This is a genomic window from Streptomyces sp. NPDC059037 (assembly GCF_042740015.1).
Taxonomy (GTDB): Bacteria; Actinomycetota; Actinomycetes; order Streptomycetales; family Streptomycetaceae; genus Streptomyces.
Genome location: NZ_JBHYIG010000031.1, coordinates 22,714 through 47,871, shown reverse-complemented (window position 1 = coordinate 47,871; position 25,158 = coordinate 22,714). Strand labels below are relative to the sequence as shown.

At 71.9% G+C, this 25,158-nt stretch carries 23 protein-coding genes and 1 pseudogene; 11 read left to right on the top strand and 13 right to left on the bottom strand.

Features of this window, described 5'->3' with window-relative positions:
* The first annotated feature begins 218 nt into the window (after window positions 1-218).
* On the top strand, window positions 219-815 hold the full coding sequence (locus ACFWY6_RS09825) for a 50S ribosomal protein L25/general stress protein Ctc (protein WP_384687689.1): 597 nt from the start codon (window positions 219-221) through the stop codon (window positions 813-815).
* Window positions 816-866: 51 nt separating this feature from the next.
* Here the strand turns inward: ACFWY6_RS09825 and ACFWY6_RS09820 are convergent.
* Together ACFWY6_RS09820 and ACFWY6_RS09815 are read right to left on the bottom strand one after the other, a co-directional pair.
* A pseudogene (locus ACFWY6_RS09820) lies at window positions 867-1,370 on the bottom strand (ABC transporter ATP-binding protein); the annotation flags it as partial.
* The gene (locus ACFWY6_RS09815; protein ID WP_384687688.1) at window positions 1,367-2,446 is read right to left on the bottom strand and encodes an ABC transporter permease; all 1,080 of its coding nucleotides are present in this window, start codon (window positions 2,444-2,446) and stop codon (window positions 1,367-1,369) included. The gene ACFWY6_RS09815 and the pseudogene ACFWY6_RS09820, both read right to left, overlap by 4 nt.
* Window positions 2,447-2,655: 209 nt before the next feature.
* On the opposite strand from ACFWY6_RS09815, the gene ACFWY6_RS09810 reads away from it, so the two are divergent.
* Window positions 2,656-3,861 (top strand): sensor histidine kinase, encoded by a 1,206-nt coding sequence (locus tag ACFWY6_RS09810; RefSeq protein WP_384687687.1) that lies wholly within the window; start codon window positions 2,656-2,658, stop codon window positions 3,859-3,861.
* Window positions 3,858-4,502, top strand: a complete 645-nt coding sequence (locus tag ACFWY6_RS09805; protein ID WP_384687686.1) for a response regulator — start codon at window positions 3,858-3,860, stop codon at window positions 4,500-4,502. Before ACFWY6_RS09810 ends, ACFWY6_RS09805 begins: the two co-directional genes overlap by 4 nt.
* A 553-nt stretch (window positions 4,503-5,055) precedes the next feature.
* Here ACFWY6_RS09805 and ACFWY6_RS09800 read toward each other — a convergent pair.
* Window positions 5,056-5,634, bottom strand: coding sequence for a universal stress protein (locus ACFWY6_RS09800; protein WP_384687685.1), 579 nt, complete (start codon window positions 5,632-5,634; stop codon window positions 5,056-5,058).
* A gap of 107 nt (window positions 5,635-5,741) precedes the next feature.
* On the opposite strand from ACFWY6_RS09800, the gene ACFWY6_RS09795 reads away from it, so the two are divergent.
* Window positions 5,742-7,214 carry a PLP-dependent aminotransferase family protein gene (locus ACFWY6_RS09795; protein WP_384687684.1) on the top strand — a complete coding sequence of 491 codons (1,473 nt, stop codon included), beginning with the start codon at window positions 5,742-5,744 and terminating at the stop codon, window positions 7,212-7,214.
* A 203-nt stretch (window positions 7,215-7,417) separates the two neighbouring features.
* On the opposite strand, the gene ACFWY6_RS09790 is transcribed toward ACFWY6_RS09795, so the two are convergent.
* Window positions 7,418-7,726 (bottom strand): DUF5955 family protein, encoded by a 309-nt coding sequence (locus tag ACFWY6_RS09790; RefSeq protein ID WP_384687683.1) that lies wholly within the window; start codon window positions 7,724-7,726, stop codon window positions 7,418-7,420.
* A 181-nt stretch (window positions 7,727-7,907) separates the two neighbouring features.
* On the opposite strand from ACFWY6_RS09790, the gene ACFWY6_RS09785 reads away from it, so the two are divergent.
* Together ACFWY6_RS09785 and aceB are read left to right on the top strand one after the other, a co-directional pair.
* Window positions 7,908-8,525 (top strand): NTP transferase domain-containing protein, encoded by a 618-nt coding sequence (locus ACFWY6_RS09785; RefSeq protein ID WP_384687682.1) that lies wholly within the window; start codon window positions 7,908-7,910, stop codon window positions 8,523-8,525.
* Between the two features lie 228 nt (window positions 8,526-8,753).
* Complete coding sequence (gene aceB / locus ACFWY6_RS09780) at window positions 8,754-10,373, top strand: malate synthase A (protein ID WP_384687681.1); 1,620 nt, start codon at window positions 8,754-8,756, stop codon at window positions 10,371-10,373.
* Window positions 10,374-10,509: 136 nt separating this feature from the next.
* Here aceB and ACFWY6_RS09775 read toward each other — a convergent pair whose 3' ends face one another.
* The 9 genes from ACFWY6_RS09775 to ACFWY6_RS09735 all read right to left on the bottom strand — a co-directional run bounded on the left by ACFWY6_RS09775 (window position 10,510) and on the right by ACFWY6_RS09735 (window position 19,610).
* Window positions 10,510-11,412 carry a HipA family kinase gene (locus ACFWY6_RS09775; protein ID WP_384687692.1) on the bottom strand — a complete coding sequence of 301 codons (903 nt, stop codon included), beginning with the start codon at window positions 11,410-11,412 and terminating at the stop codon, window positions 10,510-10,512.
* Window positions 11,413-11,469: 57 nt separating this feature from the next.
* Window positions 11,470-12,894, bottom strand: coding sequence for a cytochrome P450 (locus ACFWY6_RS09770; RefSeq protein ID WP_384687680.1), 1,425 nt, complete (start codon window positions 12,892-12,894; stop codon window positions 11,470-11,472).
* A gap of 7 nt (window positions 12,895-12,901) precedes the next feature.
* Window positions 12,902-14,152, bottom strand: coding sequence for a beta-ketoacyl-ACP synthase II (gene fabF / locus ACFWY6_RS09765; RefSeq protein WP_384687679.1), 1,251 nt, complete (start codon window positions 14,150-14,152; stop codon window positions 12,902-12,904).
* Window positions 14,149-14,649, bottom strand: a complete 501-nt coding sequence (locus ACFWY6_RS09760) for an SCP2 sterol-binding domain-containing protein (protein WP_384687678.1) — start codon at window positions 14,647-14,649, stop codon at window positions 14,149-14,151. The genes fabF and ACFWY6_RS09760 overlap by 4 nt, the downstream gene beginning before the upstream one ends.
* Window positions 14,646-16,340: an FAD-dependent oxidoreductase gene (locus ACFWY6_RS09755; RefSeq protein WP_384687677.1), complete on the bottom strand. Its 1,695-nt coding sequence runs from the start codon at window positions 16,338-16,340 to the stop codon at window positions 14,646-14,648. The genes ACFWY6_RS09760 and ACFWY6_RS09755 overlap by 4 nt, the downstream gene beginning before the upstream one ends.
* Entirely contained in the window at window positions 16,337-17,389 is a 1,053-nt protein-coding gene (locus ACFWY6_RS09750) for a hypothetical protein (protein WP_384687676.1), read from the bottom strand. The genes ACFWY6_RS09755 and ACFWY6_RS09750 overlap by 4 nt, the downstream gene beginning before the upstream one ends.
* 4 nt (window positions 17,390-17,393) lie before the next feature.
* On the bottom strand, window positions 17,394-18,530 hold the full coding sequence (locus ACFWY6_RS09745; RefSeq protein ID WP_384687675.1) for a 3-oxoacyl-[acyl-carrier-protein] synthase III C-terminal domain-containing protein: 1,137 nt from the start codon (window positions 18,528-18,530) through the stop codon (window positions 17,394-17,396).
* Window positions 18,531-18,549: 19 nt separating this feature from the next.
* Window positions 18,550-18,810 carry an acyl carrier protein gene (locus tag ACFWY6_RS09740; protein ID WP_360764726.1) on the bottom strand — a complete coding sequence of 87 codons (261 nt, stop codon included), beginning with the start codon at window positions 18,808-18,810 and terminating at the stop codon, window positions 18,550-18,552.
* Between the two features lie 155 nt (window positions 18,811-18,965).
* Complete coding sequence (locus ACFWY6_RS09735) at window positions 18,966-19,610, bottom strand: winged helix-turn-helix transcriptional regulator (RefSeq protein ID WP_384687674.1); 645 nt, start codon at window positions 19,608-19,610, stop codon at window positions 18,966-18,968.
* A gap of 84 nt (window positions 19,611-19,694) precedes the next feature.
* Here ACFWY6_RS09735 and ACFWY6_RS09730 point away from each other — a divergent pair, with 84 nt between their 5' ends.
* From ACFWY6_RS09730 to ACFWY6_RS09710, 5 genes are all read left to right on the top strand, one after another.
* Entirely contained in the window at window positions 19,695-20,906 is a 1,212-nt protein-coding gene (locus ACFWY6_RS09730) for a pyridoxal phosphate-dependent aminotransferase (RefSeq protein ID WP_384687673.1), read from the top strand.
* A 23-nt stretch (window positions 20,907-20,929) separates the two neighbouring features.
* A complete protein-coding gene (locus ACFWY6_RS09725; protein WP_384687672.1) occupies window positions 20,930-21,538 on the top strand; it encodes a peptidase in 609 nt (202 codons plus the stop codon).
* Between the two features lie 35 nt (window positions 21,539-21,573).
* Complete coding sequence (locus ACFWY6_RS09720) at window positions 21,574-22,800, top strand: FAD-dependent monooxygenase (protein WP_384687691.1); 1,227 nt, start codon at window positions 21,574-21,576, stop codon at window positions 22,798-22,800.
* A gap of 140 nt (window positions 22,801-22,940) precedes the next feature.
* A complete protein-coding gene (locus tag ACFWY6_RS09715; RefSeq protein WP_384687671.1) occupies window positions 22,941-24,245 on the top strand; it encodes a VWA domain-containing protein in 1,305 nt (434 codons plus the stop codon).
* Window positions 24,245-25,036, top strand: a complete 792-nt coding sequence (locus ACFWY6_RS09710; protein WP_384687670.1) for a hypothetical protein — start codon at window positions 24,245-24,247, stop codon at window positions 25,034-25,036. The genes ACFWY6_RS09715 and ACFWY6_RS09710 overlap by 1 nt, the downstream gene beginning before the upstream one ends.
* Window positions 25,037-25,158 lie beyond the last annotated feature (122 nt).

Sequence of the window (25,158 nt, the reverse complement as noted above, 5' to 3'; positions counted from 1 at the left end):
GGTCATACTTCTCTTCTCTCGCTCGTCTATCTCTTTTTCTGTCTTGGGGGGGGGCGGCCCCCGCGGGGGGTTTCCCTGTGGGGGGGGGGGCGGGGGCCCCCCCCCCCACTTTTGTGTGTGGCTGTCCGTTATCGACGCGCTCTTCGTAGCAGGCCAGTAGTCGTATGGCCGGGTAACCGACCCCCATTTCGACACACCTGAGATACGAGGAGTGCACCATGGCTGAGATCAAGCTCGCCGCCGAGACCCGCACCGAGTTCGGCAAGGGCGCCGCCCGCCGCATCCGCCGTGAGTCCAAGGTTCCGGCCGTCGTCTACGGCCACGGCACCGACCCGGTCCACGTCACCCTTCCGGGCCACGAGCTGCACCTCGCGCTGCGTCAGGCGAACGTCCTGCTCTCCCTGGACATCGACGGCAAGACCCAGCTCGCGATCCCGAAGGCCGTCCAGCGCGACGCCATCAAGGGCTTCCTCGAGCACGTCGACCTGCTGCTCGTCCGTCAGGGCGAGAAGGTCAACGTCGACATCTACGTGCACACCGAGGGCGAGCTGGCCCCGGGCGGCAACCTGCTCGAGCACGTGCTGAACGCGCTGCCCGTCGAGGCCGAGGCCACGCACATCCCGGAGTCGGTCACCGTCTCCATCGCCGGTCTCGAGGCCGGTGCGACCATCCTCGCCAAGGACATCCCGCTGCCCGCCGGCACCATCCTGAACGTCGACGGTGAGACCGTCGTCCTGCAGGTCCTGGCCGCGCAGGCCGAGGAGGCCCCGGCCGAGGGTGCCGAGGGCGAGGGCGAAGAGGCCGCCGAGGCCTGAGTCGCCCCCCGGCGCTCGACCGAGCTCGACTGACAACCGCCGCCCCCCCCGCGCGGGCTTCTCCCCCCCCCCCCCCGCGATGCCGACCCGCGCCCGGTGACCGCCGGACAGCTGAGGCGGCCGGCGGTGCGCGAGGTCGGCAAGCCCCACCGCCGACAGCAACTCCCGGGCCCGCTCCCGCACTTCGGCCCTCCGGCGGCGCCCGCGCCCGCCCAGGTGCGTCATCAGCTGCAGCTGCTCAAGCGCCGTCAGCGACGCAAGCAGGTTCGGCTGCTGGAAGACGACGCCCATGCGCAGGCGCCGCAGCTCCGCCCGCTCGGCGCGGGACAGCGCGCCCGTCTCCGTACCGTCGACGACGACCCGGCCCCGGTCGGGCGTCACCAGCGTCGCCGCCACCGCGAGCAGGCTGGACTTCCCGGAGCCCGAGGGCCCGACGACCGCCGTCAGCGTTCCCGCGGGGACCTCGATGCCGACGCCGTCGAGGGCGGTGAGACGCCCCTCCCCGTCCGGATACGTCAGCGTGATGTCTTCGAGGGTCAGACCGGTCGGACTCATCGGGCACTCCCCAGCGCGGTCAGCGGATCGACGGCGGTGATCCGCCGGACGGACAGGCCCGCGCCGAGCGCCCCGAGGACGATCAGTACGGCGGCGGGCCACAGGACGGTCGGCGGATCGAGTACGAAGGGGACGTCACCGCCGCTGATCACGGAACCGACGGCCGCGGCGATCCCCGTACCCAGTGCCGTCCCGACGGCGAGCATCAGCACCGCCTGCCCGAGCGCGTCCCGCAGCAGAGCGGGCGTGGACGCACCGAGTGCCTTCAGGACCGCGATGTCGCCGGCGCGCTGGATGGTCCACACGGTGAAGAACGCCCCTGTCACCAGCGCGGAGATGACGAAGAGGAAGCCGCGCATCAGCTGCAGTGAACCGTTCTCCGCCTGGTAGGAGCCGATCGCGGTGAGCGCACCGTCGAGGGTCCTGCTCTCCGTGCCCGCCGCCTTGTCCCCGGCGGCGATGTCGGCACCGCCGCCGGTGCGCAGCGCGATGACCGTGGCCTGCTCGTCCATCGACGTACCCCGGTGGCCGAGCGCCTGCCAGTCGTCGAGCGAGGTCCACACGACGGGCGTATGGCTGTACGAGGCGTCCGACGCGACCCGCGCGACGCGCTCCTTCACCGCGCCGATGCGTACGTCGTCGCCGGGGCCGACGCCGAGGTCGGCCGCCGCCTTGTGGGAGAGCACGACCTGCCCGGGTGCGAGGCCGTCCGGCGCGATCCCGGAGTCGGGCTCGACACCGAACGCGGACACGGCGGCCGAGCGGTCACCGGCGGTGGCGTTGAGCGTGCTGATGCCGATCGGCTCGGCGGACCGTACGCCGGGCCGGGCCGCCCAGGTCTCCCAGGCGCGCTGCTCCACCTGTGACTGGGTGAAGGAGACCGACTGACCGCCCGGTGGCGCGGCGAAGGCGAGCCGGTCGGCGGGGAGGCCGGTGATGGCGGAGGTGTTCTCCTTGGCGAGCCCGGCGGTGAGCCCGGAAAGCAGCCCCACGAGCAGAGTGATGAGCACGACGACGGCTCCCATCAGGGCGAACCGCCCCTTGGCGAACCGCAGGTCTCTCCATGCGACGAACATGCCTCAACCCTGCGGCCGCGGGGCCGCCCCTGGCATCGCGCCACAGCACGCTTCACCCGAATCGAAGGAGGGAGCCCGCTTTCCAACTTTCGGTTGACGGGAAAGGACGGGCGTCCGCCTACGCTGGACGGGGCTCTGCCCTGCCCGGCTCCGGGCTCCCAGCTCCAGGCCATCGGCCTCCCGACCACCGCGCCCCGCGGGAGGTGACCATGAACGCCGTTCAGCGCACGCCCGTCGCGCTCGTCCTGCGGCTCTGTCTGCACGCGCTGCTGGCCGGGCTGCTCGCGCTGCCCGCGGTGCGGGCCGTCGCCGACGGGGCGCCGCGCGCCGGTGCCGTCGTGGGGGCCGTCCTCGCGATGGGCGCCGTGTACGCGGCGGGCACGCTCAGCCCGGCCGTGGCGCGCTCACGGCGTGCGGCCGCGGTGTGGCTCGCGGCGCTCGGCGTGTGCTGGGTGGTGCTGCTCGCCCTGTCCCCGGACGGGCTGTGGGCCGCGTTCCCGCTCTACTTCCTGCAGCTCCATCTCCTGCCGGTCCGCTGGGCCTTGCCCGCCGTCGCGCTGACCGCCGCGGCCGCCATCGCCGGCTATCTGCTGCACAGCTCGCCCGCCTCTCCCGTCTCGCCGGGCATCTTCATCGGGCCGCCGCTCGGCGCCGCCGTCGCGGTCGCCACCGTCCTCGGGTACCAGGCGCTGTACCGGGAGAGCGAGCGCCGCCGCGAGCTGATCGACGAGCTGATGGCGACGCGGGCCGAACTCGCCGCCGCGGAGCGCACCGCGGGCACCCTCGCCGAGCGTGAGCGCCTGGCCCGCGAGATCCACGACACCCTCGCCCAGGGCCTGTCCTCCATCCAGCTCCTGCTGCGCGCCGCGGGGCGCGTGCTGCCCGCGGGCTCCCCCGCCGCCCCGCACATCGAGCAGGCCCGCACCGCCGCGCAGGACAACCTCGCGGAGGCACGCCGTTTCGTGCGCGCGCTGAGCCCGCCGGACCTGGAGCACGGCTCGCTGGCCGCGGCCCTGGAGCGGCTCTCGACGTCGTCGCACGGCACCAAGGTCCAGTTCACGGTCAGCGGCACGCCCACCGAACTCCCCACCCCCTACGAGGTGGCCCTCCTGCGCACCGCCCAGTCCGCCATCGCGAACACCGTCCGGCACGCGGAGGCGGACCGCGCCGAGATCACCCTCAGCTTCATGGACACGTCGGTTTCCCTGGACGTGGTGGACGACGGACGGGGCTTCGACCCGGCGTCCGCGCCGCGCGGCGACGGCGGATTCGGACTGCCCGCGATGCGGTCCCGGGCACGGTCGCTCGGCGGCACGCTGAGCGTGGAATCGGCCCCGGGCCAGGGCACGGCGGTGGCGGTGACGCTTCCCCTCCCGGCACCGGCGTCACCCGCTCCGACGGAGGTCTCACGGTGACCGCTCCCATCAGACTGCTGCTCGCCGACGACCACCCCGTGGTCCGCGCCGGGCTGCGCGCGGTCCTCGACACGGAACCGGACTTCGCCGTCGTGGCGGAGGCGCCGACGGCCGAGCAGGCCGTCTCCTTGGCCGCCACCGGCGAGTACGACGTCGTCCTGATGGACCTGCAGTTCGGCGCCGGCATGCACGGCTCGCAGGCCACCGCGGCGATCACGGCGGTGCCGGGCGCGCCCCGCGTCCTGGTCCTCACCACGTACGACACGGACGCGGACATCCTCGCGGCGGTCGAGGCGGGCGCCGCGGGCTACCTCCTCAAGGACGCGCCACCGGAGGAGCTCGCCGCCGCGGTCCGCACGGCCGCGGCGGGCCAGTCGGCGCTGGCCCCCGCCATCGCGCACCGCCTGATGGACCGCATGCGGGCTCCGGGCGAGGCCCTGAGCCTCCGCGAACTGGAGGTCCTGCGACTGGTCCGCGACGGCCTCTCCAACCACCAGATCAGCAAGCAGCTGTTCCTCAGCCAGGCGACGGTGAAATCGCATCTGGTGCACATCTACGCGAAGTTGAACGTCGACTCCCGCACGGCGGCGGTCGCCGTGGCGACGGGCCGGGGCCTGATCAGAGCGGCGGGCCGCCCGTAGCCGGACGCTGTTCGTGTCCGCCTACGGGATCCGGGCACCGACCCTGTGGCCGACAGCCGTCGTGGGCACGGTCGCCGCGGCGACAGTCCGGGACCCGGCCGGGGCAACGGGCGGCCCACAGCCCGGCCACCGCCACTGTCCCACTCAGGAATCCGACCACCGACCCCCTGCCCCATGGCCCCAACGGACACGATCGCCCTAGCGACAGACCCGGACCCAATCACGGCGACAGACGCCCGCCAGCCCAGCCACCGCCACTGTCCCACTCAGGAATCCGACCACCGACCCCCTGCCCGATGGCCCCAACGGACACGATCGCCCTAGCGACAGACCCGGACCCGATCACGGCGGCAGACGCCCGCCAGCCCAGCCACCGCCGCTGTCCCGCTCAGGAATCCGACCACCGACCCCCTGCCCGATGGCCCCAACGGACACGATCGCCCTAGCGACAGACCCGGACCCGATCACGGCGACGGGCGCCCGCCAGCCCGGCCACCGCCGCTGTCCCGCTCAGGAATCCGGCCACCGACCCCCTGCCCGATGGCCCCCGGTCTCAGCCCGATCGGTGGTCGAGGCCGTCGCGGCGTGGGGCCAGGGGGCGGAGCGTCCGGGCTCCGCGGCGCGCGGATGTTCCGGATACGTCGGGGAGGGGAGCCGGCGCGGAGAAATCCGCCGCGCGGGCCTTTCGCACGGTGCGCCGCGCGCGCTTCGGTACCGACGGGCCCGGGACCGTCATCACCGGGCAGCCCGCGTGCGCGTGCACGTGGCGGCCCGTTCTGCTCCAGCGGCGTCTCGTGCCCAGGACGAGCAGATCGTCGCCGCGCTCCACCAGGCCGCACAGCGCGCGGCCGGGCCGGTCGCGCACCACCCGGCGTTCGACGGACACTCCCTGCGGCGCCCCGCCGAACGCCTCCTCGAAGGCCCGGTCCAGCGTCGCCCGCGCCTCGGCCTCCCAGTGGCGGGCCCACGCCCGGTCCGGGCGACGGGCATACAGTCCCTCCCCCTCCGGCGGCTCCCACGCGATCACCGCCACAAGCACCCGCCCCGCGCGCCGCGCCTCCCCCGCCGCCGCTCGCAGCGCCGCGAGGCTCGCCAGCGATCCGCTCACCCCGACCACAACCCGCGCTCCCATGCCGCACACCTCCCCGTTCAGCCGCCGCACCAGGCCAATGCGGCGTACCGATCCCGATTCTGTACGCTGATTGGCCTGGCCAGCAGGGCCAATCAGCGGGAGGTGGCATGGCAGACGTACGAGGGATCCACGATGCGGACCGGCGCCTGGGCAGCGGGCGGCTGTCCGCGCTCGTGACCGGCACGGCCGGGGCACGCCCCGGCTACCGTGCGCTCGCCCACGGCGTCCGCACCCTCCTCCTGGACGGCCGCATCCCCCTGCGCACCCGCCTGCCCGCCGAGCGCGAGCTCGCCACGGCCCTGGGTGTCAGCAGGGCCACCGTCACCGCGGCGTACGACCTGCTGCGCGAGGGCGGCTTCGCCCGCAGCAGGCGCGGCGCGGGCACCTGGACCGAGCTGCCCGACGGGCGGCGTCCCGCGGGCGTGGCCGCGTTCCCCGTGGGGGACGGCATGCTCGACCTGGCGGTGGCGGCGCCCGGCGCGCCCGAGGCGGAGCTGGGCGAGGCCCTTGCCGCGGCCGGTGCCGCGCTGCCCCGGCACGCGTCGACCCCGGGCTACCACCCTTACGGTCTCCCGGAGTTGAGGGAAGCCGTGGCCGAGCGGTTCACGCGGCGCGGGCTTCCGACGATCCCCGACCAGATCCTGATCACCACCGGCGCTCAGCATGCGCTGTCCCTCACGCTCGCCCTGCTCGGCAGGCCGGGCGACCGCGTCCTGGTCGAGAACCCCTCGTACCCCAACGCCCTGGACGCGATCCGCCGCGCGGGGCTCCGCGCCACGCCCGTGCCGGTCACCGACACCGGCTGGGACACCGGCCTCGTGGAGTCGACGCTCCGTCAGGCCGCGCCCCGTATCGCGTACTTGGTGCCCGACTTCCAGAATCCCACCGGCAGTCTGATGCCGCGTGAGCAGCGGCTGCGCATCCTGGAGTCGGCCCGCGCCACCGGCAGCTGGCTCCTGATCGACGAGACGATCGCCGACATCGCGCTCGACGGCCCGCCGCCCGCGCCGTTCGCCTCGCTCGCGCCGCACGGCGTGGGTGAACAGGTCGTCACCGTCGGCTCGTTGAGCAAGACGCACTGGGGCGGGCTGCGGATCGGCTGGGTGCGCGCGGGGTCACGGCTGATCACGGAGCTCGCGATGGCGCGGGTGCCGTCCGACATGGCGACCCCGGTGATCGACCAGCTGGTCGCGGTGGAGCTGATCGCGGGCATGGACGAGGTGCTGCGGGAGCGGTTGCCGCGGCTGCGGGCGCAGCGGGACGCGCTGGCCGCGGCGCTGTCCCGTCATCTTCCCGAGTGGCGCTGGAAGTTGCCGCCGGGCGGGCTTTCCCTGTGGGTGGACCTGGGGCGTCCGATCTCCTCGGCGCTGGCCGAGGCGGCGCTGGACCACGGGGTGCGGATCGAGGGCGGGGCTCGCTTCGGGGCCGACCCCGGCACGCATGAGCACCGGCTGCGGATTCCGTACGCGTTGCCTGCGGCGCTGGGTGAGGAGGCTGTGCTGAGGCTGGCTGCGGCGCTGGGCGGGGGCGATCTCGTTGCCCCCTCCGCGGCGGGAGCGCCTCGCCACTGGGTGGCCTGAGCTCTCGGTATCCCTCGCCGCCTCTCCATCGGCACCCGGCAGCTGCCCGTTGTGCCCACCCTTCCCCAAGCTCTCGGCTTCGCTCGAGCAGGGGAGACCCCACTCGCCCTGCGGAACGCCTGCCCACAACGGGGGGGGCGGGCGGGCGACTGCAGGGTAATCGGGTGGGCGGGTGGGAGACCCCGCCGCGGAGCGGCGGGGATTTAGAGCCGCCCCCGGCCCTGCTCCCCGAAGAGGTCCACCGCGCCGCGGACCGCGGCAAGCCCCGCAGCCAGCGCGCTCACCGAGCCGATCGCAGCCGCCACCAGCAAAAGCGACCGCCGCAACCGAGGCGCCTCCGGCGCACCGCTCACCGCCATCGCGGCCAACGCCGCCAACTCGTCCTCGGCGATACCCCGGTCGGGAAACTCGGCCGGATGCGCGGCGAGTTCGCGGCGCAGCCGCGCCACCGCGGTACGCAGCTCCGCCACTCGCGGATCCTCGTCACTGCCGGTCACTCGCCTCTGCCCCATGCTCTGCAACACAGCTCTCCCCCTCGCACGCCGTCGTGCGCGTGTTCTCGTGCAGTTCGTGCCGCCCCCGCACAGGCGCTGGTCAGACACCAGGGGGACGCGGGCCAGTAAACGCCACACGAAGCGGGACGCGCCACTTCGCGGCCGGAAGACCCGGCCCGCGGTGCGGTATGCAGGAGCCATGACCGATCCGCAGAACACCGACCCGCAGAACATGAACATCACCGGGCTCCTCCTCGCCGCCGGCGGCGGTCGCCGTCTCGGCGGCCGCCCGAAGGCCCTCCTCGACCACCAGGGCCGCCCCCTCGTGGAGCACGCGGTCCGCGTCCTGCGCGAGGGCGGCTGCACGCGCGTACACGTGGTGCTGGGCGCCGACGCCGATGTCGTACGCGAGAAGGCCTCACTCCCCGGCTGTGTCCTGGTCGACAACCCGGACTGGGCGGAAGGCATGGGTTCCTCACTGCGGGCGGGCCTGCGCTCACTGCGCGGCACCGGCGCGAGCGCCGCCCTCGTCTCGCTCGTCGACCAGCCGGGCATCGGCCCCGCGGCGATCGCCCGCGTGCACGCCGCCTACCGCTCGCCGGCGACCCTCGTGGCCGCCGCCTACGACGGGGAGCGCGGCCACCCGGTGCTCTTCGGCGCCGACCACTGGGCGGGCATCGAGTCGAGCGCGGTCGGCGACCGCGGGGCGCGCGCTTATCTGAAGGAACACGCCGGGGATGTCGTGCTCGTCGAGTGCGGGGACGTGGCCAGGGCGTACGACATCGACACCCCTGCTGACCTGGTCCACCTGGAGTGACCGGCATGGCACTCAGCGACACGTTCTGTTGATGAGGAGAATCTCGACATCAACAAACGATTGAACTTCCACCATGAGGAAACTAGTATCCACTGTTCAGAAGCACCCGTTCCCTCACGTGGGGCCCGCGGCCGTATCTCGGCTCCTGTGGCACTGAGTGTCACTGAGAGATGCCCGGCGGCAGCCACGGCTCCCGCGCGTGAAGCTCGCTGAAGGAAGTGACAGCTCATGTCCGCACCAGCGCAGTCCCCGCTGGCCATCGTCGACGCGGAGCCTCTGCCGCGGCAGGAGGAGGTCCTCACCGACGCGGCCCTCGCCTTTGTGGCCGAGCTGCACAGGCTCTTCACGCCCCGCCGTGACGAGCTCCTCACCCGCCGCTCCGAGCGCCGCGCCGAGATCGCCCGCACCTCCACGCTCGACTTCCTGCCGGAGACCGCGCCGATCCGCGCGGACGACTCCTGGAAGGTGGCCCCCGCTCCGGCCGCCCTGAACGACCGCCGTGTCGAGATCACCGGACCGACCGACCGCAAGATGACCATCAACGCCCTGAACTCGGGCGCCAAGGTCTGGCTCGCCGACTTCGAGGACGCATCGGCTCCCACCTGGGAGAACGTGGTCCTCGGTCAGGTCAACCTCTCCGACGCCTACGCCCGCCGCATCGACTTCACCGACGAGCGCAGCGGCAAGTCGTACGCCCTGAAGGACGCGTCCGAGCTCGCCACCGTCGTCATGCGGCCCCGCGGCTGGCACCTGGACGAGCGCCATCTGCAGTTCGAGGGCACCCCGGTCCCCGGCGCGCTCGTCGACTTCGGGCTCTACTTCTTCCACAACGCCAAGCGCCTCATCGAGCTCGGCAAGGGCCCGTACTTCTACCTCCCGAAGACGGAGTCGTACCTGGAGGCCCGCCTCTGGAACGACATCTTCGTCTTCGCCCAGGACTACGTCGGCATCCCGCAGGGCACCGTCCGCGCCACGGTCCTCATCGAGACGATCACGGCCGCGTACCAGATGGAGGAGATCCTCTACGAGCTGCGCGACCACGCGTCGGGCCTGAACGCGGGCCGCTGGGACTACCTCTTCTCCATCGTCAAGAACTTCCGTGACGGTGGCTCGAAGTTCGTCCTGCCGGACCGCAACCTGGTCACGATGACCGCCCCGTTCATGCGGGCGTACACCGAACTCCTCGTCCGCACCTGCCACAAGCGCGGCGCGCACGCGATCGGCGGCATGGCCGCGTTCATCCCGTCCCGCAAGGACGCGGAGGTCAACAAGGTCGCCTTCGAGAAGGTCAAGAACGACAAGGACCGCGAGGCGGGCGACGGCTTCGACGGCTCCTGGGTCGCGCACCCGGACCTGGTCCCGATCGCGATGGCCTCGTTCGACGCAGTGCTCGGCGAGAAGCCCAACCAGAAGGACCGCCTGCGCGAGGACGTCAGCGTCGCCCCCGGCGACCTGATCGCCATCGACTCCCTCGACGCGAAGCCCACGTACGACGGCCTGGTCAACGCCGTCCAGGTCGGCATCCGTTACATCGAGGCCTGGCTGCGCGGCCTCGGCGCCGTCGCCATCTTCAACCTGATGGAGGACGCGGCCACCGCCGAGATCTCCCGCTCGCAGATCTGGCAGTGGATCAACGCGGGCGTCGTCTTCGAGACGGGCCAGACCGCCACGGCCGAGCTGGCCCGCGAGGTCGCCGCCGCCGAACTGGACGCGATCCGCACCGAGATCGGCGACGAGGCCTTCGCGGCCGGCAAGTGGCAGCAGGCCCACGACCTCCTCCTCCAGGTCTCCCTGGACGCGGACTACGCGGACTTCCTCACACTGCCCGCGTACGAGCAGCTGAGCTGACGCTCCGGCGTACGTTCATGACGAGGCCCCCGGCACCGCACAGCGCCGGGGGCTTTGACGTGCCCCGAAGGGGCGCGGGGCTGTGACATCGTGCGGCTCCGCCGCGTGGGCGCGCCCAGCCACAAACGGCCCGCAGCTAACCGACGTGCCGCGACCAGTCCCGCTCCGCAGCAGGCTTCCCATGCAGGTCAGGAACCCGCTTCAGCCACCCCGGGCGGCCCTTCTCGGTGTCGGCGGCGCGCCGCGCATCGGCGGCCACCAGTTCCTCGCGGCTGGGGAAATCCCTCGGCAGCCACACCGCGGAGCACCTCGCGCGGGCCAGCAGAAAGCCGACGTACGCCTCCCGCACCTCCTCCGGAGACGCGAACCCCGGCTCATCGGCGAGCCACGGCTGCGGCACCAGCGCGACGACCTCCCGCAGCATCGCCTCCGTGACCAGCGGCGCGAGCACCGCGTCGGCGGCGACCGTATCGGGGCCGTACCCCCCGAGCGCGTGATGCCGGAAGTCGTACACCTTGTCCGGCGCGGACGCGCCCCAGCGGTGATGGAACACCAGCGCCGCCCCGTGGTCGATCAACCACAGCAGGGGCTCATGGATGCCGAACGTGGGCCAGATCATCAGGTTCGAGCTGTGCACCGTGCGGTCGACGTTCGCGGTGAGCGCGTCGAGCCACACCACCTTGCCGGCCTCCAGCGGGTCCACGTCCAGCGCGTCGGGCGTGAAGTCCTTGGCGCCCGGCAGCAGGTCCATGCCCAGGTTGAGCCCGGCGCTCGCGTCCAGCAGGTCCCGCACCTCCTGGTGCGGCTCGTCCGCGGCGACCGCCGGGTCGAAGTGGACGAGGACGAGCTCGGGGAAGCGCAGGCCCAGGCGGCGGGCCAGCTCGCCGACGATGATCTCGGCGACGAGCGCCTTGCGGCCCTGCGCGGAACCGGTGAACTTCACGACGTACGTGCCCAGGTCGTCGGCCTCGACGACGCCGGGCACGGAGCCCCCGGTCCGCAGGGGCTCGATGTAGCGGGTTGCAACGACCTGCCTCAGCGCTTCCAAAGGTCCCGCTCCCCAAGTTCCTCCGTGCTCAACTGAGGAGAAGCATAGTCAGGCTCCGCGGCGGCGCCTGGCGGTCACCGGCAGACCGTGCTCCGGCCGGATGGTGATCCTTGCCAGCGGGTTGACCTGGAACCCGGGAACGGGCTCGAACTCCCAGTGCCGCCCCACGGTGGCCAGCGCCATGACGCCCTCCGTCTGCGAGAAGGTGTTGCCGATGCACTGCCGCGGACCTGCGCCGAAGGGGAGATAGGCGAGGCGCGGGCGTCCGGGCGCCACCGCGTGACCGGTGAGCGCGTCCGCCGCGTCGGCGGGCCGCGGGGTCTTGAGCCAGCGCTGCGGGGCGAAGAGCTCCGGCTGCGGCCACAACTCGGGATCGCGGTGGGTGACCCACGGGAGGATCGCGACGAAGCTGTCCTTGGGGATGCGGTGGCCACGGAGCTCGAAGTCGGCCAGGGGACGGCGGGCCATGCCCATGATCGGCGGGTAGAGGCGCATCGCCTCGGTGAGAACCGCGTCGGTCCAGGCGAGGCGGGGCACGTCCTCGATCGTGGGCAGCCGGTCGCCGAGCACCTCGTCGATCTCCTCGTGCATCCGCTCCCGTGCCTCGGGGTGGTTGCCGAGCAGGTGGTAGGACCAGGCGAGGGCGTTGGCCGTGGTCTCGTGGCCGGCCATGAGGAGGGTGATCGCCTCGTCGTGCACCTGGCGGTCGTCCATCGGCTCCCCGGTGTCGGCGTCACGCGCCGCGAGCAGCAGGGAGAGCAGGTCGGCTCCCTGGCCGTCGCCCTGCCTGCGCTCCGCCATGAGCTGGTAAACGATGGCTTCGAGCCTTTCCCGGCCCTCGAAGAAGCGCTTGTTGCCGGCCAGCGGCAGCATCGACAGATAGCGGGCGAAGGGCAGCGAGTCCCAGCGCAGCGGACCCTCGTGGCGCGGCATGGCGGTGCGGATGGTGCGGGCCACATCGCTGTCGAGCGAGACGTCGAAGAGCGTGCGGGCCACGACGGCGAGGGTCAGCTCGGTCATCTCGACCGACATGTCGAGCCGGTCACCGTCCTTCCAGCCGGACTGGATGTCGTCCGAGATCTCGGCGAAGGCACGGCCGTAGCCGGCGATGCGCTCGTGATGGAACATCGGCTGTATCAGCCTGCGCTGCTTGCGGTGGAACTCGCCGTCGCTGGTGGTCAGTCCGTTGCCGAAGACCACCGAGAGCGGGGCGGCCCACTTGCCGCGTCCGGCGCTCATGGTGGCCTTCGAGAAGTTGCGGTGCGACGTGACCAGGACCTCGTGGATCTCCTCCGGGTCGCTGATCAGGTAGAAGTCACGAAAGCCGACCGGGATGTGCACGACGGGGCCGTACTGGTCGCGCAGCCCGGTGAAGTAGTCCATCGGATTGCCGGATATCGCGAGCAGGGCGCGCAGCCGGCCGGTGGGACCGGGGGCGTCGGTGGCCACGGGGGCGGTGGAGAGCTGGGTCATCGTGGTGTCACTCCCTGACGAAGCGTTGGAGGGCGAGCGCGACGTTCTGCCCGCCGAAGGCGAAGGAGTTGGAGAGGGCCGCCTGGACCTCGTACGGACGGGCGGTGTTCGGTACGTAGTCGAGGTCGCACTCGGGGTCGGCCGCGTCCTGGTTGATGGTGGGCGGGATGACCCCGCGGTCGATGGACAGGGCGCAGAACGCCGTCTCGGTCGCGCCGGCCGCGCCAAGCAGATGGCCGGTCATCGACTTGGTGGAGCTGACGGCCAGGTTCCCGCTGTGGGTGCCGAAGGCGGACTTGACCGCCTTCGTCTCGGCGGCGTCGGAGAACGGGGTCGAGGTGCCATGGGCGTTGACGTGGTCGATCTCGCCGGGCTTGAGGTCGGCCTCGCGCAGCGCGGCGAGCATGGCGCGGGCGGCACTCTCCCCGGAGGGATCGGGGGCGGTGACGTGGTACGCGTCGCTGGTCTGGCCGTAGCCGCAGATCTCGGCGTAGACGTGAGCGCCCCGCGCATCGGCCGACTCCGCGGTCTCCAGGAGCAGCATGGTGGCGCCCTCCCCCATGACGAAACCGTCCCGGTCCGCGGTGAACGGGCGGGAGGCCCGGCGGGGTTCGTCGTTGCGGCGGGACAGCGCGCGCAGGTTGGCGAAGCCCGCGATGAGCGGTGAGGCGATGCAGGCCTCGGAGCCGCCCGCCAGCGCGGCCCCTGCGTAGCCGTCGCGGACCAGGCGGTAGGCCTGCCCGATCGCGTCGGCCGATGAGGCGCAGGCGGTGACCGGTGCGGCGCCGGGGCCGCGGAAGCCGAAGCGCTGGGCGACCGTGCCCGCGCCCATGTTGATGATGGAGCTCGGCACGAAGAACGGGGAGACCATCCGGGGCGCCGCCACGTCTTTCAGCACCCCCGCCCGCATGGTGTCGGCGCCGCCGATGGCGCTGCCGATCACGGTGGCGGCGCCGTCCCGGTCGATGCCGTCGAGGCCGGCGCGTTCCACGGCGAGTTCGGCCGCGGCGATGGCGAAGTGGCAGAACCTGTCGAGTCGTCTGGCCTCCTTGGGGGTCAGCCAGTCGGTCGGGTCGAAGTCCGTCACCTCGGCGGCGATCCGCACCGGAAGCCGGTCGGCGTCGAAGCTCTGGATCGGTCCCACGCCGGAGGTTCCGGCGAGCAGCCGCGTCCAGACCTTCTCGGTGCCGACACCTAGCGGGGTGACCATGCCGATGCCCGTCACCACCACCCGGCGGCGCCCGGGGGCGGTGCTCATGCGGGCTCACCCGGCTCGGCGAGCCCGAAGAGGGACTCCATCCGTATCGCGAGCTGGACATCGCCCTGGATGTGCAGCCGGCCCTTGAGCAGCAGATCCATGCCCTGGGTCGTTGCGGAGGCCATCTCGACGAAGCTGACCGCGTCGAGGGCGAGGGTGACCGTGGCGGTGCCCGAGCTTCCCGGCTCGCGCACGTCGCAGGTGTCCTCGGTGAGTACGAGGTCGTACGCGACGGTGCCGGCCGGCGGCCTCGCGACCTCCCAACGGGCGGTCTGCGGACCGTCCATGGGGCCTCCGGTGTAGCGCTCGGGCATCCGCCCGAAGGCCGAGCGCAGCACGGCCTCGCCCTCGGGTGTGGCCAGCCAGGCCGCCAGGTCCTCGCGCGGCAGCCCGTCGAGGGCGGCGCGGACTTCGGAGAGTGCGCCGGAGCGCAGTGCGGCGACTCGCTCCGGGGAGAACGGGGAGGACAGGGACGCAGAGGTGGGTTCGGCCGTCATGAGGGCTCTTCCGCTCGTGCGGGCACCGGCCCGCTGCTGACTATTCGGTCGACGGCCTCCCGGAGTTCCTGCCGCGGTGCGACGCCGGGCAGCCGGGCGTGGACATGCCCGTCGGGCCGTACGAGAACCGCTTCCGGCCCCTGCAGGGCGTAGCTGTCGGCGAAGGCTCCGCTGACATCGCGCAGTTGGGGCCCGTCCGCGGTGATCACGGATGCCGTCAGGGGCAGGCCCACGACGGTCGGTGTCTCCCGCGCCACTTGCTGCCAGACGGCTCCCGCCGCCCCGGTGAGCAGGGCGAAGCCGGTGCGGGCCAGGTCGGTCGTGGAGATCCGCTCGCCGGCCCGGTCGAGCCAGGCGTGCGGGGCCCGGTGGCCGGCCTTGGCGGTCGGCAGATAGCTCACTATGTCCTGGACCACCGGCTCGCCGGGGCCCGGTGCGTAGGTGAAGCCGAGCGCCTGCCCCTCGAAGTCGAAGTGTGGCCGGTGCTGTTCGATGGTCCGGGCGAACTCCGCCCGGTCGGCGTCGGACTGGAGCAGTGCCCGCTTCTGGAGGGCATTGCTCTCGCTGTGCCGGGCGTTGAACTCCGCGACCGGGCGCCGCTCACGCTCGTACGAGTCGAGCAGCGCGCCGGGGGCACCGCCGCGCAGTACCGCGGCCAGCTTCCAGGCGAGGTTGTGGGCGTCCTGGATGCCGGTGTTCATGCCGAAGCCCCCGGTGGGCGGGAAGGTGTGGGCGGCGTCCCCCGCGGCGAGCACCCGGCCGTCGGCGCTGCGCCAGGAGGCCAGCCCGGTGGAGCCCATCACCCAGTTCCGTACGGAGTGGATGCGCAGCTCTCCGATCGCTTCGCCCGACTCGCCGATGGCGGCCTCGATCAGCTTGTGGTGGTCGACTTCCTGCTCGAAGTAGGTGTGTTCCTCGTCGGGGGTGAGGGCGGGGATCTCCAGGAGCCATTCGCCGCGCTTGGGGTCCACGGTGATGAGGACGCCCCGCACGGTGTCGTTGAGCACCCAGTACAGGGCGCTCTCCCGGCCGGCCGTCCAGGGCGAGAGGTCGGCGCTGAAGTGGATGTCGAGGAGCCTGCCGAGCGGCGTGGCCGCGGTCCGCCGCAGGCCCACCGTCTCGCGCAGCGGGCCGTGCAGCCCCTCGGCCAGGACGGCGTAGCGGGCCTCGACGACGGTGGGGCGCTCGCCCGATGCCGTCACCCTGACGCCGGACGGAGTGCGGGTCAGCTCCTCGGCCCTGACGCCGCGGATCACCCGTGCGTTCTCGGGGAGCCGGTCGACGAGCAGCGCCTCCACCCGGTTCTGCGAGCAGATCACGGGCAGGACCGGGCTGTTGACCGCCCGCTGCATCAGGGCGTCCGCCGAATCGATGACGTCGAGGGCGGCGAGTTCGGTGCCGGCGAGCTGGGTGCACCAGGTGATGCGGGCCGTGTTCTCCAGGGGTACGCCGGCACGGCGCACCTCGGTGTCGACGCCCAGGTGCCTGAGCAGCTCCATGGTGCGCGAGTTGATCACCGTGGCGCGTGGGTGACCGGATGGTGCGGGGCGCTCTTCCAGGACGACCGTGCGGACGCCGTGTCCGGCGAGGAAGTGGGCCGCTGCGAGGCCGGTGGGCCCGGCGCCGACCACCACGACGTCGGCCTCCACCAGCTCGGTGGCCTCCGGCGGACGGGATTCGGTTGCGGTCATCGGCGCACCTCCGCGAGACCGGCGACGACCGGCGCGAGGCGCCGGGCCACCGCGGCGTCGAAGCCGGCCTTGAACAGGACGCGGGCGACGACGACCGCGGGCAGCCCGGCCAGGATGGCGCCGAGCAGCCAGACCACGAACACCCCGGTGAGCGCGGCGCGTTGGGCCTCGCCACGCCGCCCTGCGGCGCGGATGATCCGGCCCCAGACCCGGAAGACCTTCCCGGCCAGGAGGTCGGCCGCGGCCAGCGGAGGGTGCACGGGGGCCGCGTCATGGGCGGCGAGAACGTCGCGGACCCGGTCGGCCAAGGCGTCCTCGGAAGGGGTGCGGGGAGCGGATTTGGCTTGCTCCGAAGCGAATTCGGGGTGTGGCGAGGCGAGTTCGGGTTGCGCTAGAGCGAGTTCGGGTTGCACTGGAGCGAGCTCCGGTTGCGCCGGGACGAGTTCGGCGATGCGCTCGCCGAGCAGCGCCAGCCGGTCCAGCTCGTCCGTGCCGACACCGGCGCGCGGGAACCCCCAGGACGCCTCCCGCTTGCCGGCGAGCAGCCAGCGCAGCGTGGTGACGAAGGTGATCCCGGCGGACGCGGTGTCCACGGCGGCGATCGTGCCCAAGTAGCGGCCGCCCGCGGCCTGGAGCAGCCGCTGGACCTCGATGGCGGCCGAGTACCACATGTTCCGGCAGGCCACGAGGCCGACGACGGCACGCCCGTCGAACGCCTTCGGCTCGGCGCCGACGAGCGCCCGCATGGGCGGCGCCGGAGCCAAGTACCAGACGGGGAAGGCGAAGACGACCAGGTCGGCGTCGTCAGCCTCGGCCACCGGCGGCCGTGCGGTGATCTCGGGTGCCCCGTCGGGGTCGACGGAAGCGGGGAAGACACCGAAGAAGCGGCGTACGGGCCAGGGGAAGGGAAAGGGTTCCCGCGGCCTGATCTCGACCTTGCGTACGTCCCAACCCGCCTTCTCCAGCGGGTCGGTGACGGCGGAGACGGATTCCAGGAGCTGACCGGTCTGTGAGTACCAGTAGACCGTCACTCGGGGCTGTGCAACCACGGCCTCAGGCCTCCCCGGCGGAGACGGCCGTCAGATGCGCGAAGGACACCGCGAACCGGCCGGACTCGGGGACCATCACCAGGAGCTTGTCGCCGGGGGACACCAGGCCCTCGCCGAGCATCTCCTCCAGGATCACGTAGATGCTGGCGCAGCCCATGTTCCCGACCCGGGTCAGATTGCTGTACCACTTCTCGATGGCGGGGCCTCTGACGTTCTTCTTCTCGATCTCCTTGAGCACCATGGACTTCATGCGCTCGCTGGAGTAATGCGCGGGGAACCAGGCGAGCTCGTCCGGGTCGAAGCGGCCCTCGTCGAGCAGCCGCTGGTACTCCTTGACCCCGAGCCGCACGAGATGCGGCAGCAGGCCCAGGTTCTGGCGCAGCGCCAGCGCGCCGTCGGCGGCGGCCTCGGCCACGGAGGGGTAGTCCCACCAGGTCCGCTCCGCCGCGTTGTCGGCCGAGCCCATGTACATGCAGGTCTGCTCGGTGTTGGCGTACGAGGTGAGCGAGATCCAGTCGATCCGCAGGCTCACCCCGTCGGCCGCCGGGCGGTCCCGCACCACCGCGGCGCCGGCGCCGTCCGAGAGCATGTAGCGCAGGAACGCCATCTCCATGGCGATGGCACCGTCGTCCGAGACCGGCCTGACGTCGGCGAACCGGTCGCTCTTCATGAAACGCGATACCAGTTCGGACGCGGAGGCGACCGCGTTCTTCTTCTCCCCGGCCACCACTTGGAGGTAGGCGTTCTTGAGCGCCATCATCCCGGCGCTGCAGATGCCGTGGGTGGTGACGATCTCGCAGGGCGGGCTGCCCAGTTCGCCGTGGATGCCGCTGGCGATGCCGGGCGCGATGAGATCCGGGACGCCGGTGGCCGCCGCGATGAGGTCGATGTCGTCGAGCGTGATGTCCGAGCGGTCCACCGCCTGGCGGATGGCCGCGGCCGCCATGTCGGTGTTGGAGAACAGGGTCTTTTGCTGCTTGTCGATGGCGTAATGCCGCGACTTGATCCCGCAGTTGCTCAACGTCTGCTCGCGTAACCCCGAACTCGCGCGGCCCACGCTGCCGATATAGTCCTCGATCTCCTCGTTGGGCACCGGTTCGCCGGGCAGAAAGCGTCCCATGGCGGTGATGTAGGCAGGCATTGCGGACTCTCCCCGTGATTCAGGCGGCTGCTTTGGTCTCGCACTTGGAGACGGCGAAGTCCAGGACGTCGCCGACGGTGCGAAGCGAACCGATGCGCTCGTCGTCCATCGAGATGCCGTACGCACCCTGAAGGGTCTGCGCCATGGCGACGAGGTCGAGCGAGTCGATGCCGATGTCGTCGTACAGATCTGATTCCGCGGAGAGTTCATCCGGGTCGGCATCACACTTGGCCAGGAGGAATCCCGTGATATCCGCGTAGAGATCGGTCCTCAAAGACATGTTCACCTCCCGTGCCCCACCCCCTGTGAGGCACGGAATTCACTCTGACCCAAGCCACGGGACGAGACATCGGACAGATTCACGCGGCCGCCCTGAATATCTCCCGGGTGGTCCTGAACATCTCCCGGGTGGTGCGGACAACCGGGTCCGGCGCGTCAGGACGCGCGCAGGGCCTTCGCCAGGACTCCCTCGCCCGAGAGATCGATGCTGCCCGCCCGCACCCCGTCCCCCACCGTCAGCACACCCCGGCCCACCGCCACACAGGTCTCCGCGTCCAGCGTCAGGCGTACATCAGGGCTCTCGGGCGCGGGACCGTCGCCGTAGGACTCCCCCTCGCCCCCGACGCGTACGTGGAACTCGCCCTCGGGAAGCCGGACCTGCACCACACCCTCCGCCCCGAGCCCCGCCAGGGACCGCAGCAGTGGCAGCGCGAACCAGTGCGCGCGGACCGCGTCCGTCGGCCTGCGCTCCTGGAGCGCGGGCGCGCCCCACGTGCCGAGGGCTTGCAGGACGGGGAGCAACTCCCTTCCCCGATCGGTCAGTTCATAGACGTACGCCGCAGCCGGCGGCGGAAGACGGCGGCGAGTCGCCAGGCCCTCGCGCTCCATGTCCTTGAGCCGGGACGCGAGGACGTCCGTGCTGACCCCCGGCAGATCGGCGTGCAGATCGGTGTAGCGGCGCGGGCCGACCAGGAGTTCGCGGACGATCAGCAGGGTCCAGCGGTCACCCACGACGTCGAGGGCGCGGGCGGCGGCGCAGTACTGGTCATAGCTTCGGCGGGACCTGGGTGCAGGTGGCATGCGACGCAGTCTATGCAAGTTGTTGGACTTTCCAAGCTCAAGCTTGGTAAAACCAAGTAACTCACGTCACGGGAGGCACAGCGCATGGAGTTCCGGCAGTCCAGCAAGCTCAGCGAGGTCTGTTACGAGATCCGGGGCCCGGTCATCGAGCACGCCAACGCCCTGGAGGAGGCGGGCCACAGCGTCCTGCGCCTGAACACCGGCAACCCGGCGCTCTTCGGCTTCGAGGCGCCCGAGGAGATCGTCCAGGACATGATCCGGATGCTCCCCCAGGCGCACGGCTACACGGACTCGCGCGGCATCCTCTCGGCCCGGCGCGCCGTCGCCCAGCGCTACCAGGCCCTTGGCCTGGACGAGGTCTCCGTGGACGACGTCTTTCTCGGCAACGGCGTCTCCGAACTGGTCACCATGGCCGTCCAGGCCCTCCTTGAGGACGGCGACGAAGTCCTCATCCCCGCACCGGACTTCCCCCTCTGGACCGCCGTGACGACCCTCTCCGGAGGCAAGGCCGTCCACTACACGTGCGACGAGTCCGCGGACTGGTATCCCGACCTGGACGACATGGCGTCGAAGATCACCGACCGGACCAAGGCCGTCGTGATCATCAATCCGAACAACCCCACGGGCGCCGTGTATCCGAAGGAGATCCTGGAAGGCATCCTCGACCTCGCCCGCCGGCACGGCCTGATGGTCTTCGCCGACGAGATCTACGACCAGATCCTGTACGACGACGCCGTGCACCACAGCGTCGCCGCCCTCGCCCCTGATCTGGTCGTCCTGACCTTCTGCGGTCTGTCGAAGACGTATCGCGTCGCGGGTTTCCGGTCCGGCTGGCTGGTCGTCACGGGCCCGCAGCAGCACGCGAAGAACTACCTGGAGGGGCTGACCATGCTCGCCTCCATGCGCCTGTGCCCCAACGCCCCCGCCCAGTACGCCATCCAGGCCGCGCTCGGCGGCCGCCAGTCCATCCGCGAGCTCACCGCGCCGGGCGGCAGGCTGCACGAGCAGCGCGACATGGTATGGCAGAAGCTGAACGAGATCCCCGGTGTCTCGTGCGTGAAGCCCAAGGGCGCGCTGTACGCCTTCGCGCGCCTCGACCCCAAGGTCCACGCCATTCACGACGACGAGAAGTTCGTCCTCGACCTGCTGCTCCAGGAGAAGATCCAGGTCGTCCAGGGCACCGGCTTCAACTGGCCGCGCCCCGACCACTTCCGCATCCTGACCCTCCCTTACGCTGACGATCTCGACGCGGCGATCAGCCGCATCGGCCGCTTCCTCAGCGGATACCGCCAGTGATGCCACAAGACACCGGGGGTCGCGTGTCGCTCTGTCCCACCTGCCAGGTCCCGTCCCACACCCAGTTCGCGTCGCCCGATCTCGTCGAGCGCATCGTGTACGGGGAATTCGACCGCGCGGCCGACCCCGCCTGGCCGGAGTCGGGCGCCGCGACGCTCGACGACTACGCGCGCTGGTGCGGCCACCTGTGCGGTCTGACCTGCCTGCGGATGGCGCTCGGCCCGTCCGCACCGACGCTCTTCGAGCTGCGGGACGGCGCGCTGAAGTACGGCGCGTACACGGAGGATCACGACGGCACGATCCGCGGTCTGATCTACGCGCCCTTCGCGGAGTACGTCCGTGAGGTGCACGGCGTCAACGCCACGGTCCACCGGCACCTCACGGTCGATGAGATCACCGGGCTGCTCGACCGGGGACGTCAGGTCATGGTCTCGGTGCACTACGAGATCCGCCGTCCGCACCGGCAGTCCCCCGGACGCGGCGGCCACCTGGTGCTGGTCACGGGACGTTCCGCGGACGGCGGCCTGCATCTGCACAACCCCTCGGGGATCGACGCGGGCACGCGGACGGCGGACCTCACCCTGGCCGAGTTCGAGCCATTCTTCGCCGGGCGCGGGGTGTCCCTTCACTGACAGAAGGTCACCCTTGCTGCCAGGATGGCGCGATGATGCGTGGAGGCAAGGTCGCCATCGTGGGTGGGAGCATCGCCGGATGCGCCGCCGCACTCGCCGCGCACCGCGGTGGCGCCGATGAGATCACGGTGTACGAGCGTGCCGCGGGGCACCTGGCGGACCGCGGCGTCGGGCTCGCGGTGCACAACTCCCGTTACGCGGAGCTGGATTCGGCCGGATATCTGGACGCGGACATGCCGTGGGTGCAGCTGGAGCGGCGGCGCTGGTATGTACGGGACGGATCCGCGGCCGGGCCGCTCGGCCACGAGATCGGGGTGATGCCGTTCACGTTCCGTACGTACAACTGGGGCCCGCTGTGGGAGGAGTTGCGCCGCAGGGTTCCCGGGTCCGTCGAGTTCCGGTCCGGGGTCCCGGTGGAGGAGGTGCGGCCGGGGAGCGAGGGCGCCGAGATCGGCACCGCCGAGGGCACCGCGCGCTTCGACCTCGTGATCGGCGCGGACGGCTACCGCTCGGTGGTCCGTACGGCGGCGTTCGCCGACGTGCGTCCCGCGTATGCCGGCTATCTCGCCTGGCGGGGTGCCTTCCCCGCAGAGCGTCTCGTGGACCCGGAGCTGTGGGCGGCGCAGGAGTGCGCGTACGTCGTCTTCCCCGGCGGCCATCTCATCGTCTACCGCATCCCCGACGGCACGGGCGGCCACCGCGTCAACTGGGTGCTCTACACGGCGCCTCCCGCGGACCTGGATCTCGGGCTCGGCCGCGATCTGCGGCTCACCGCCCCCACGAGCCTGCCGCCGGGCGGGCTCACGGAGGCCCTCACCTCCCATCTCACGTTCGTGTGCGACGAGTTGCTGCCGCCCTACTGGGGCGACCTCGTCCGTACGACCACTCCCGACGAGCTCTTCCTGCAGCCCATGTACGACTTCACGGCGCCCCGCTACACCACGGGCCGGGTGCTGCTCATGGGCGACGCGGCGACGGTAGCCCGGCCGCACACCGGGGCGGGCGCGGTGAAGGCGCTGCAGGACGCGACGGTCCTGGAGTCCGCCTTCGCCACGGCGACGACCTGGGCGGACGCCCTGGACACGTACGACACCGACCGCACCGTCGCCGGTGCCGTGATGGTCGACCTGGGGCGCCGCCTCGGGCGCGCGCTTGTGGAGGAGACGCCGCCGTGGCGGTCCATGGACCAGACGGCTCTTGAGACGTGGTGGAAGCAGGCGGACGGCGGCGGCGCGTTCGGGGGGCGCGAGCTGAAGCGGTGACGGCTGGTCCCCAGTCGCCGACCTCTGGCCCCCAGGCGCCGACCGCTGGTCCCCCAGTCGCCGACCGCTGATACCCAAACCGACCGCTGATACCCAGCCGCCGGTTTGGGTATGCACGCCAAGATCAATAAGATCCGGCGATGATCACAAGACAACGGCTGGCGGCCGGGGCCTTCGCCCTGCTCGCCGCCTTGACCGCCGGACTCGGCACGGCGGGCCCCGCCGCGGCCGAAGCCGACGAACCGGCCCAGCCCTCCCCCAAGGTCGAGCTGGTGCTCGACGTCAGCGGTTCCATGCGGGCCCGCGACATCGACGGCAAGTCCCGGATGGCGGCGGCGAAGCAGGCCTTCAACGAGGTGCTCGACGCCACGCCGGACGAGGTCCAGCTCGGCATACGCACGCTCGGCGCCAACTACCGCGGCGACGACCGCAAGACGGGCTGCAAGGACACCGAGCTGCTCTACCCCGTCGCCGAGCTCGACCGCGCGGGCCGCACCGACGCCAAGACCGCCGTGGCGACACTCGCGCCCACCGGCTGGACGCCGATCGGCCCGACCCTCCTGAAGGCCGCCGACGACCTCAAGGACGACAACACCGAGCGCAGCCGCCGCATCGTCCTCATCTCCGACGGCGAGGACACCTGCCAGCCGCTCGACCCCTGCGAGGTGGCCCGCAAGATCGCCGCGGAGGGCATCCACCTCACCGTCGACACGCTCGGCCTGGTGCCGGACGCCAAGACCCGCGACCAGCTGAGCTGCATCGCCGAGGCGACCGGCGGAACGTACACATCCGTACGCCACACCGATGAACTCTCCGGCCGCGTCAAGCAGTTGGTGGACCGCGCGGCCGACCCCGTCGCCACGCCGGTCGCCGCGAAGGGCTCGGCGCAGTGCTCCGACGCCCCGCAGCTGAAGGCCGGGCTCTACACCGACCGCGAGAAGTTCGGCGAGCACCGCTGGTACCGCGTGGACGTCGAGCCCGGGAAGGAACTGCGCGCCTCCGTCAGCGTCGCGGCGGACCGGGCGGTCAATCAGGACTACGGCGTACTGCTCCGGGCCTCCACCGAGAGCGGACGCGAGATCGTACGGGGCGCGGAGGCGGGTGACGGACGCACGGACGTGATCTCGACGGGCCTGCGCTACCCGAAGCCGGAGCAGGACTCCGATGACTCCGAGGGCTCTGCCAGTGAGCCCGTCGCCGAGACCGTGTGCCTGCGGGTCAGCAACTCCTTCTCGGCACCCGCGTCCGTCAAGACGACACCCGGCCTGCCGGTCGAGCTGAACATCGACGTGGTGGACGCGCCCGACGAGGCGTCGGACGTGGCGTCCTTCGGCCTGGGCAACGGCTGGTGGCTGCTCGGCACGCTGATCCTCACCGGCTTCGTCGCCGGTCTGGTATGGGGCTGGGTCTCGCGCTGGCGCTTCGCGGTCTGGAGGACCAACTGATGCGTACGACACGTGTGTTGAGCCGGGTGGCCGCCCTTGGCGCGGCCGCACTGCTGGCCCTCGCAGGGGCGACGGGGGTCGCCGTGGCCGATTCCTCCGACGGCGACGAGAAGCCCGCCGCACCGACGGAGGCCGGTACGTCCTTCCGTACGGCGACCGCGATCCAGCAGGACCAGGAGGCCACCGCGGAGGCGTCCACCGGCGACTACCTGTACTGGGCGTTCCCCGCGGACATCGGCCAACGGCCCACCGTGCACGCCACGGTGGAGCTGCCCGAGGCCGCGTCGGGGAGCTCCGGGTCCACCTGGCAGGTCGACGTGTACGACGGGCTGCGGCGCCACCAGGCGTGCCGGTACGGCGCGCAGACGAAGACGGCGGCACAGGACGCGAAGACGGTCGAACTGTCCTGCACCCTGCGCACCGTCAAGGGCTGGGCCGAACCGTGGGCCAACGACCCGCTGCAGGGCACGTACTACGTACGCCTGACGGTCACCGACCTGGACGCGGACGCCCTGGGGCTGCCGATGAAGGCCTCGACGAAGGTCACGTCGAACGACGGGGGCGGCGCGCAGGCGGTGGACGGCGCCCTTGCGAAGCCGCTGGTGCCGGGGATCGGCACGAAGACGGCCGCGGTGTCCAGTGAGCCGGAGGACGGCTGGTCGTCCGCCTGGTGGTCGTCGCGCTGGCTGTGGACCGCGGGCGGCGGCGTGCTCGCGGCGCTCGCCGGTGTCGGCGGCTACTGCCTGACACGCGGCTCGGGCCGCCCGTCACGCGTGCCCGAAGGGATCTGACCCTCGGTGGTGGCCGGTGGGGGGGGGGGGGGGCGGCGGGGGCGGCGGGCCCCCCCCCGCGAACACACCGCAAGAAACGGGGGGGCGACGTGGCGGCCGCCCGCCGCGCGGTGGGGGGGTGC

Excerpts from the sequence above, each read along its gene's own strand:
- ACFWY6_RS09760 (WP_384687678.1), bottom strand. The coding sequence starts at position 14,649 with ATGACGGCCGAACCCACCTCTGCGTCCCTGTCCTCCCCGTTCTCCCCG.
- ACFWY6_RS09770 (WP_384687680.1), bottom strand. The coding sequence starts at position 12,894 with ATGACCCAGCTCTCCACCGCCCCCGTGGCCACCGACGCCCCCGGTCCC.
- ACFWY6_RS09730 (WP_384687673.1), top strand. The coding sequence starts at position 19,695 with ATGGAGTTCCGGCAGTCCAGCAAGCTCAGCGAGGTCTGTTACGAGATC.
- ACFWY6_RS09715 (WP_384687671.1), top strand. The coding sequence starts at position 22,941 with ATGATCACAAGACAACGGCTGGCGGCCGGGGCCTTCGCCCTGCTCGCC.
- ACFWY6_RS09720 (WP_384687691.1), top strand. The coding sequence starts at position 21,574 with ATGCGTGGAGGCAAGGTCGCCATCGTGGGTGGGAGCATCGCCGGATGC.
- ACFWY6_RS09795 (WP_384687684.1), top strand. The coding sequence starts at position 5,742 with ATGGCAGACGTACGAGGGATCCACGATGCGGACCGGCGCCTGGGCAGC.
- ACFWY6_RS09785 (WP_384687682.1), top strand. The coding sequence starts at position 7,908 with ATGACCGATCCGCAGAACACCGACCCGCAGAACATGAACATCACCGGG.
- ACFWY6_RS09790 (WP_384687683.1), bottom strand. The coding sequence starts at position 7,726 with ATGGGGCAGAGGCGAGTGACCGGCAGTGACGAGGATCCGCGAGTGGCG.
- ACFWY6_RS09740 (WP_360764726.1), bottom strand. The coding sequence starts at position 18,810 with ATGTCTTTGAGGACCGATCTCTACGCGGATATCACGGGATTCCTCCTG.
- aceB (WP_384687681.1), top strand. The coding sequence starts at position 8,754 with ATGTCCGCACCAGCGCAGTCCCCGCTGGCCATCGTCGACGCGGAGCCT.
- ACFWY6_RS09815 (WP_384687688.1), bottom strand. The coding sequence starts at position 2,446 with ATGTTCGTCGCATGGAGAGACCTGCGGTTCGCCAAGGGGCGGTTCGCC.
- ACFWY6_RS09825 (WP_384687689.1), top strand. The coding sequence starts at position 219 with ATGGCTGAGATCAAGCTCGCCGCCGAGACCCGCACCGAGTTCGGCAAG.
- ACFWY6_RS09735 (WP_384687674.1), bottom strand. The coding sequence starts at position 19,610 with ATGCCACCTGCACCCAGGTCCCGCCGAAGCTATGACCAGTACTGCGCC.
- ACFWY6_RS09800 (WP_384687685.1), bottom strand. The coding sequence starts at position 5,634 with ATGGGAGCGCGGGTTGTGGTCGGGGTGAGCGGATCGCTGGCGAGCCTC.
- ACFWY6_RS09755 (WP_384687677.1), bottom strand. The coding sequence starts at position 16,340 with ATGACCGCAACCGAATCCCGTCCGCCGGAGGCCACCGAGCTGGTGGAG.
- ACFWY6_RS09745 (WP_384687675.1), bottom strand. The coding sequence starts at position 18,530 with ATGCCTGCCTACATCACCGCCATGGGACGCTTTCTGCCCGGCGAACCG.
- ACFWY6_RS09710 (WP_384687670.1), top strand. The coding sequence starts at position 24,245 with ATGCGTACGACACGTGTGTTGAGCCGGGTGGCCGCCCTTGGCGCGGCC.
- fabF (WP_384687679.1), bottom strand. The coding sequence starts at position 14,152 with ATGAGCACCGCCCCCGGGCGCCGCCGGGTGGTGGTGACGGGCATCGGC.
- ACFWY6_RS09810 (WP_384687687.1), top strand. The coding sequence starts at position 2,656 with ATGAACGCCGTTCAGCGCACGCCCGTCGCGCTCGTCCTGCGGCTCTGT.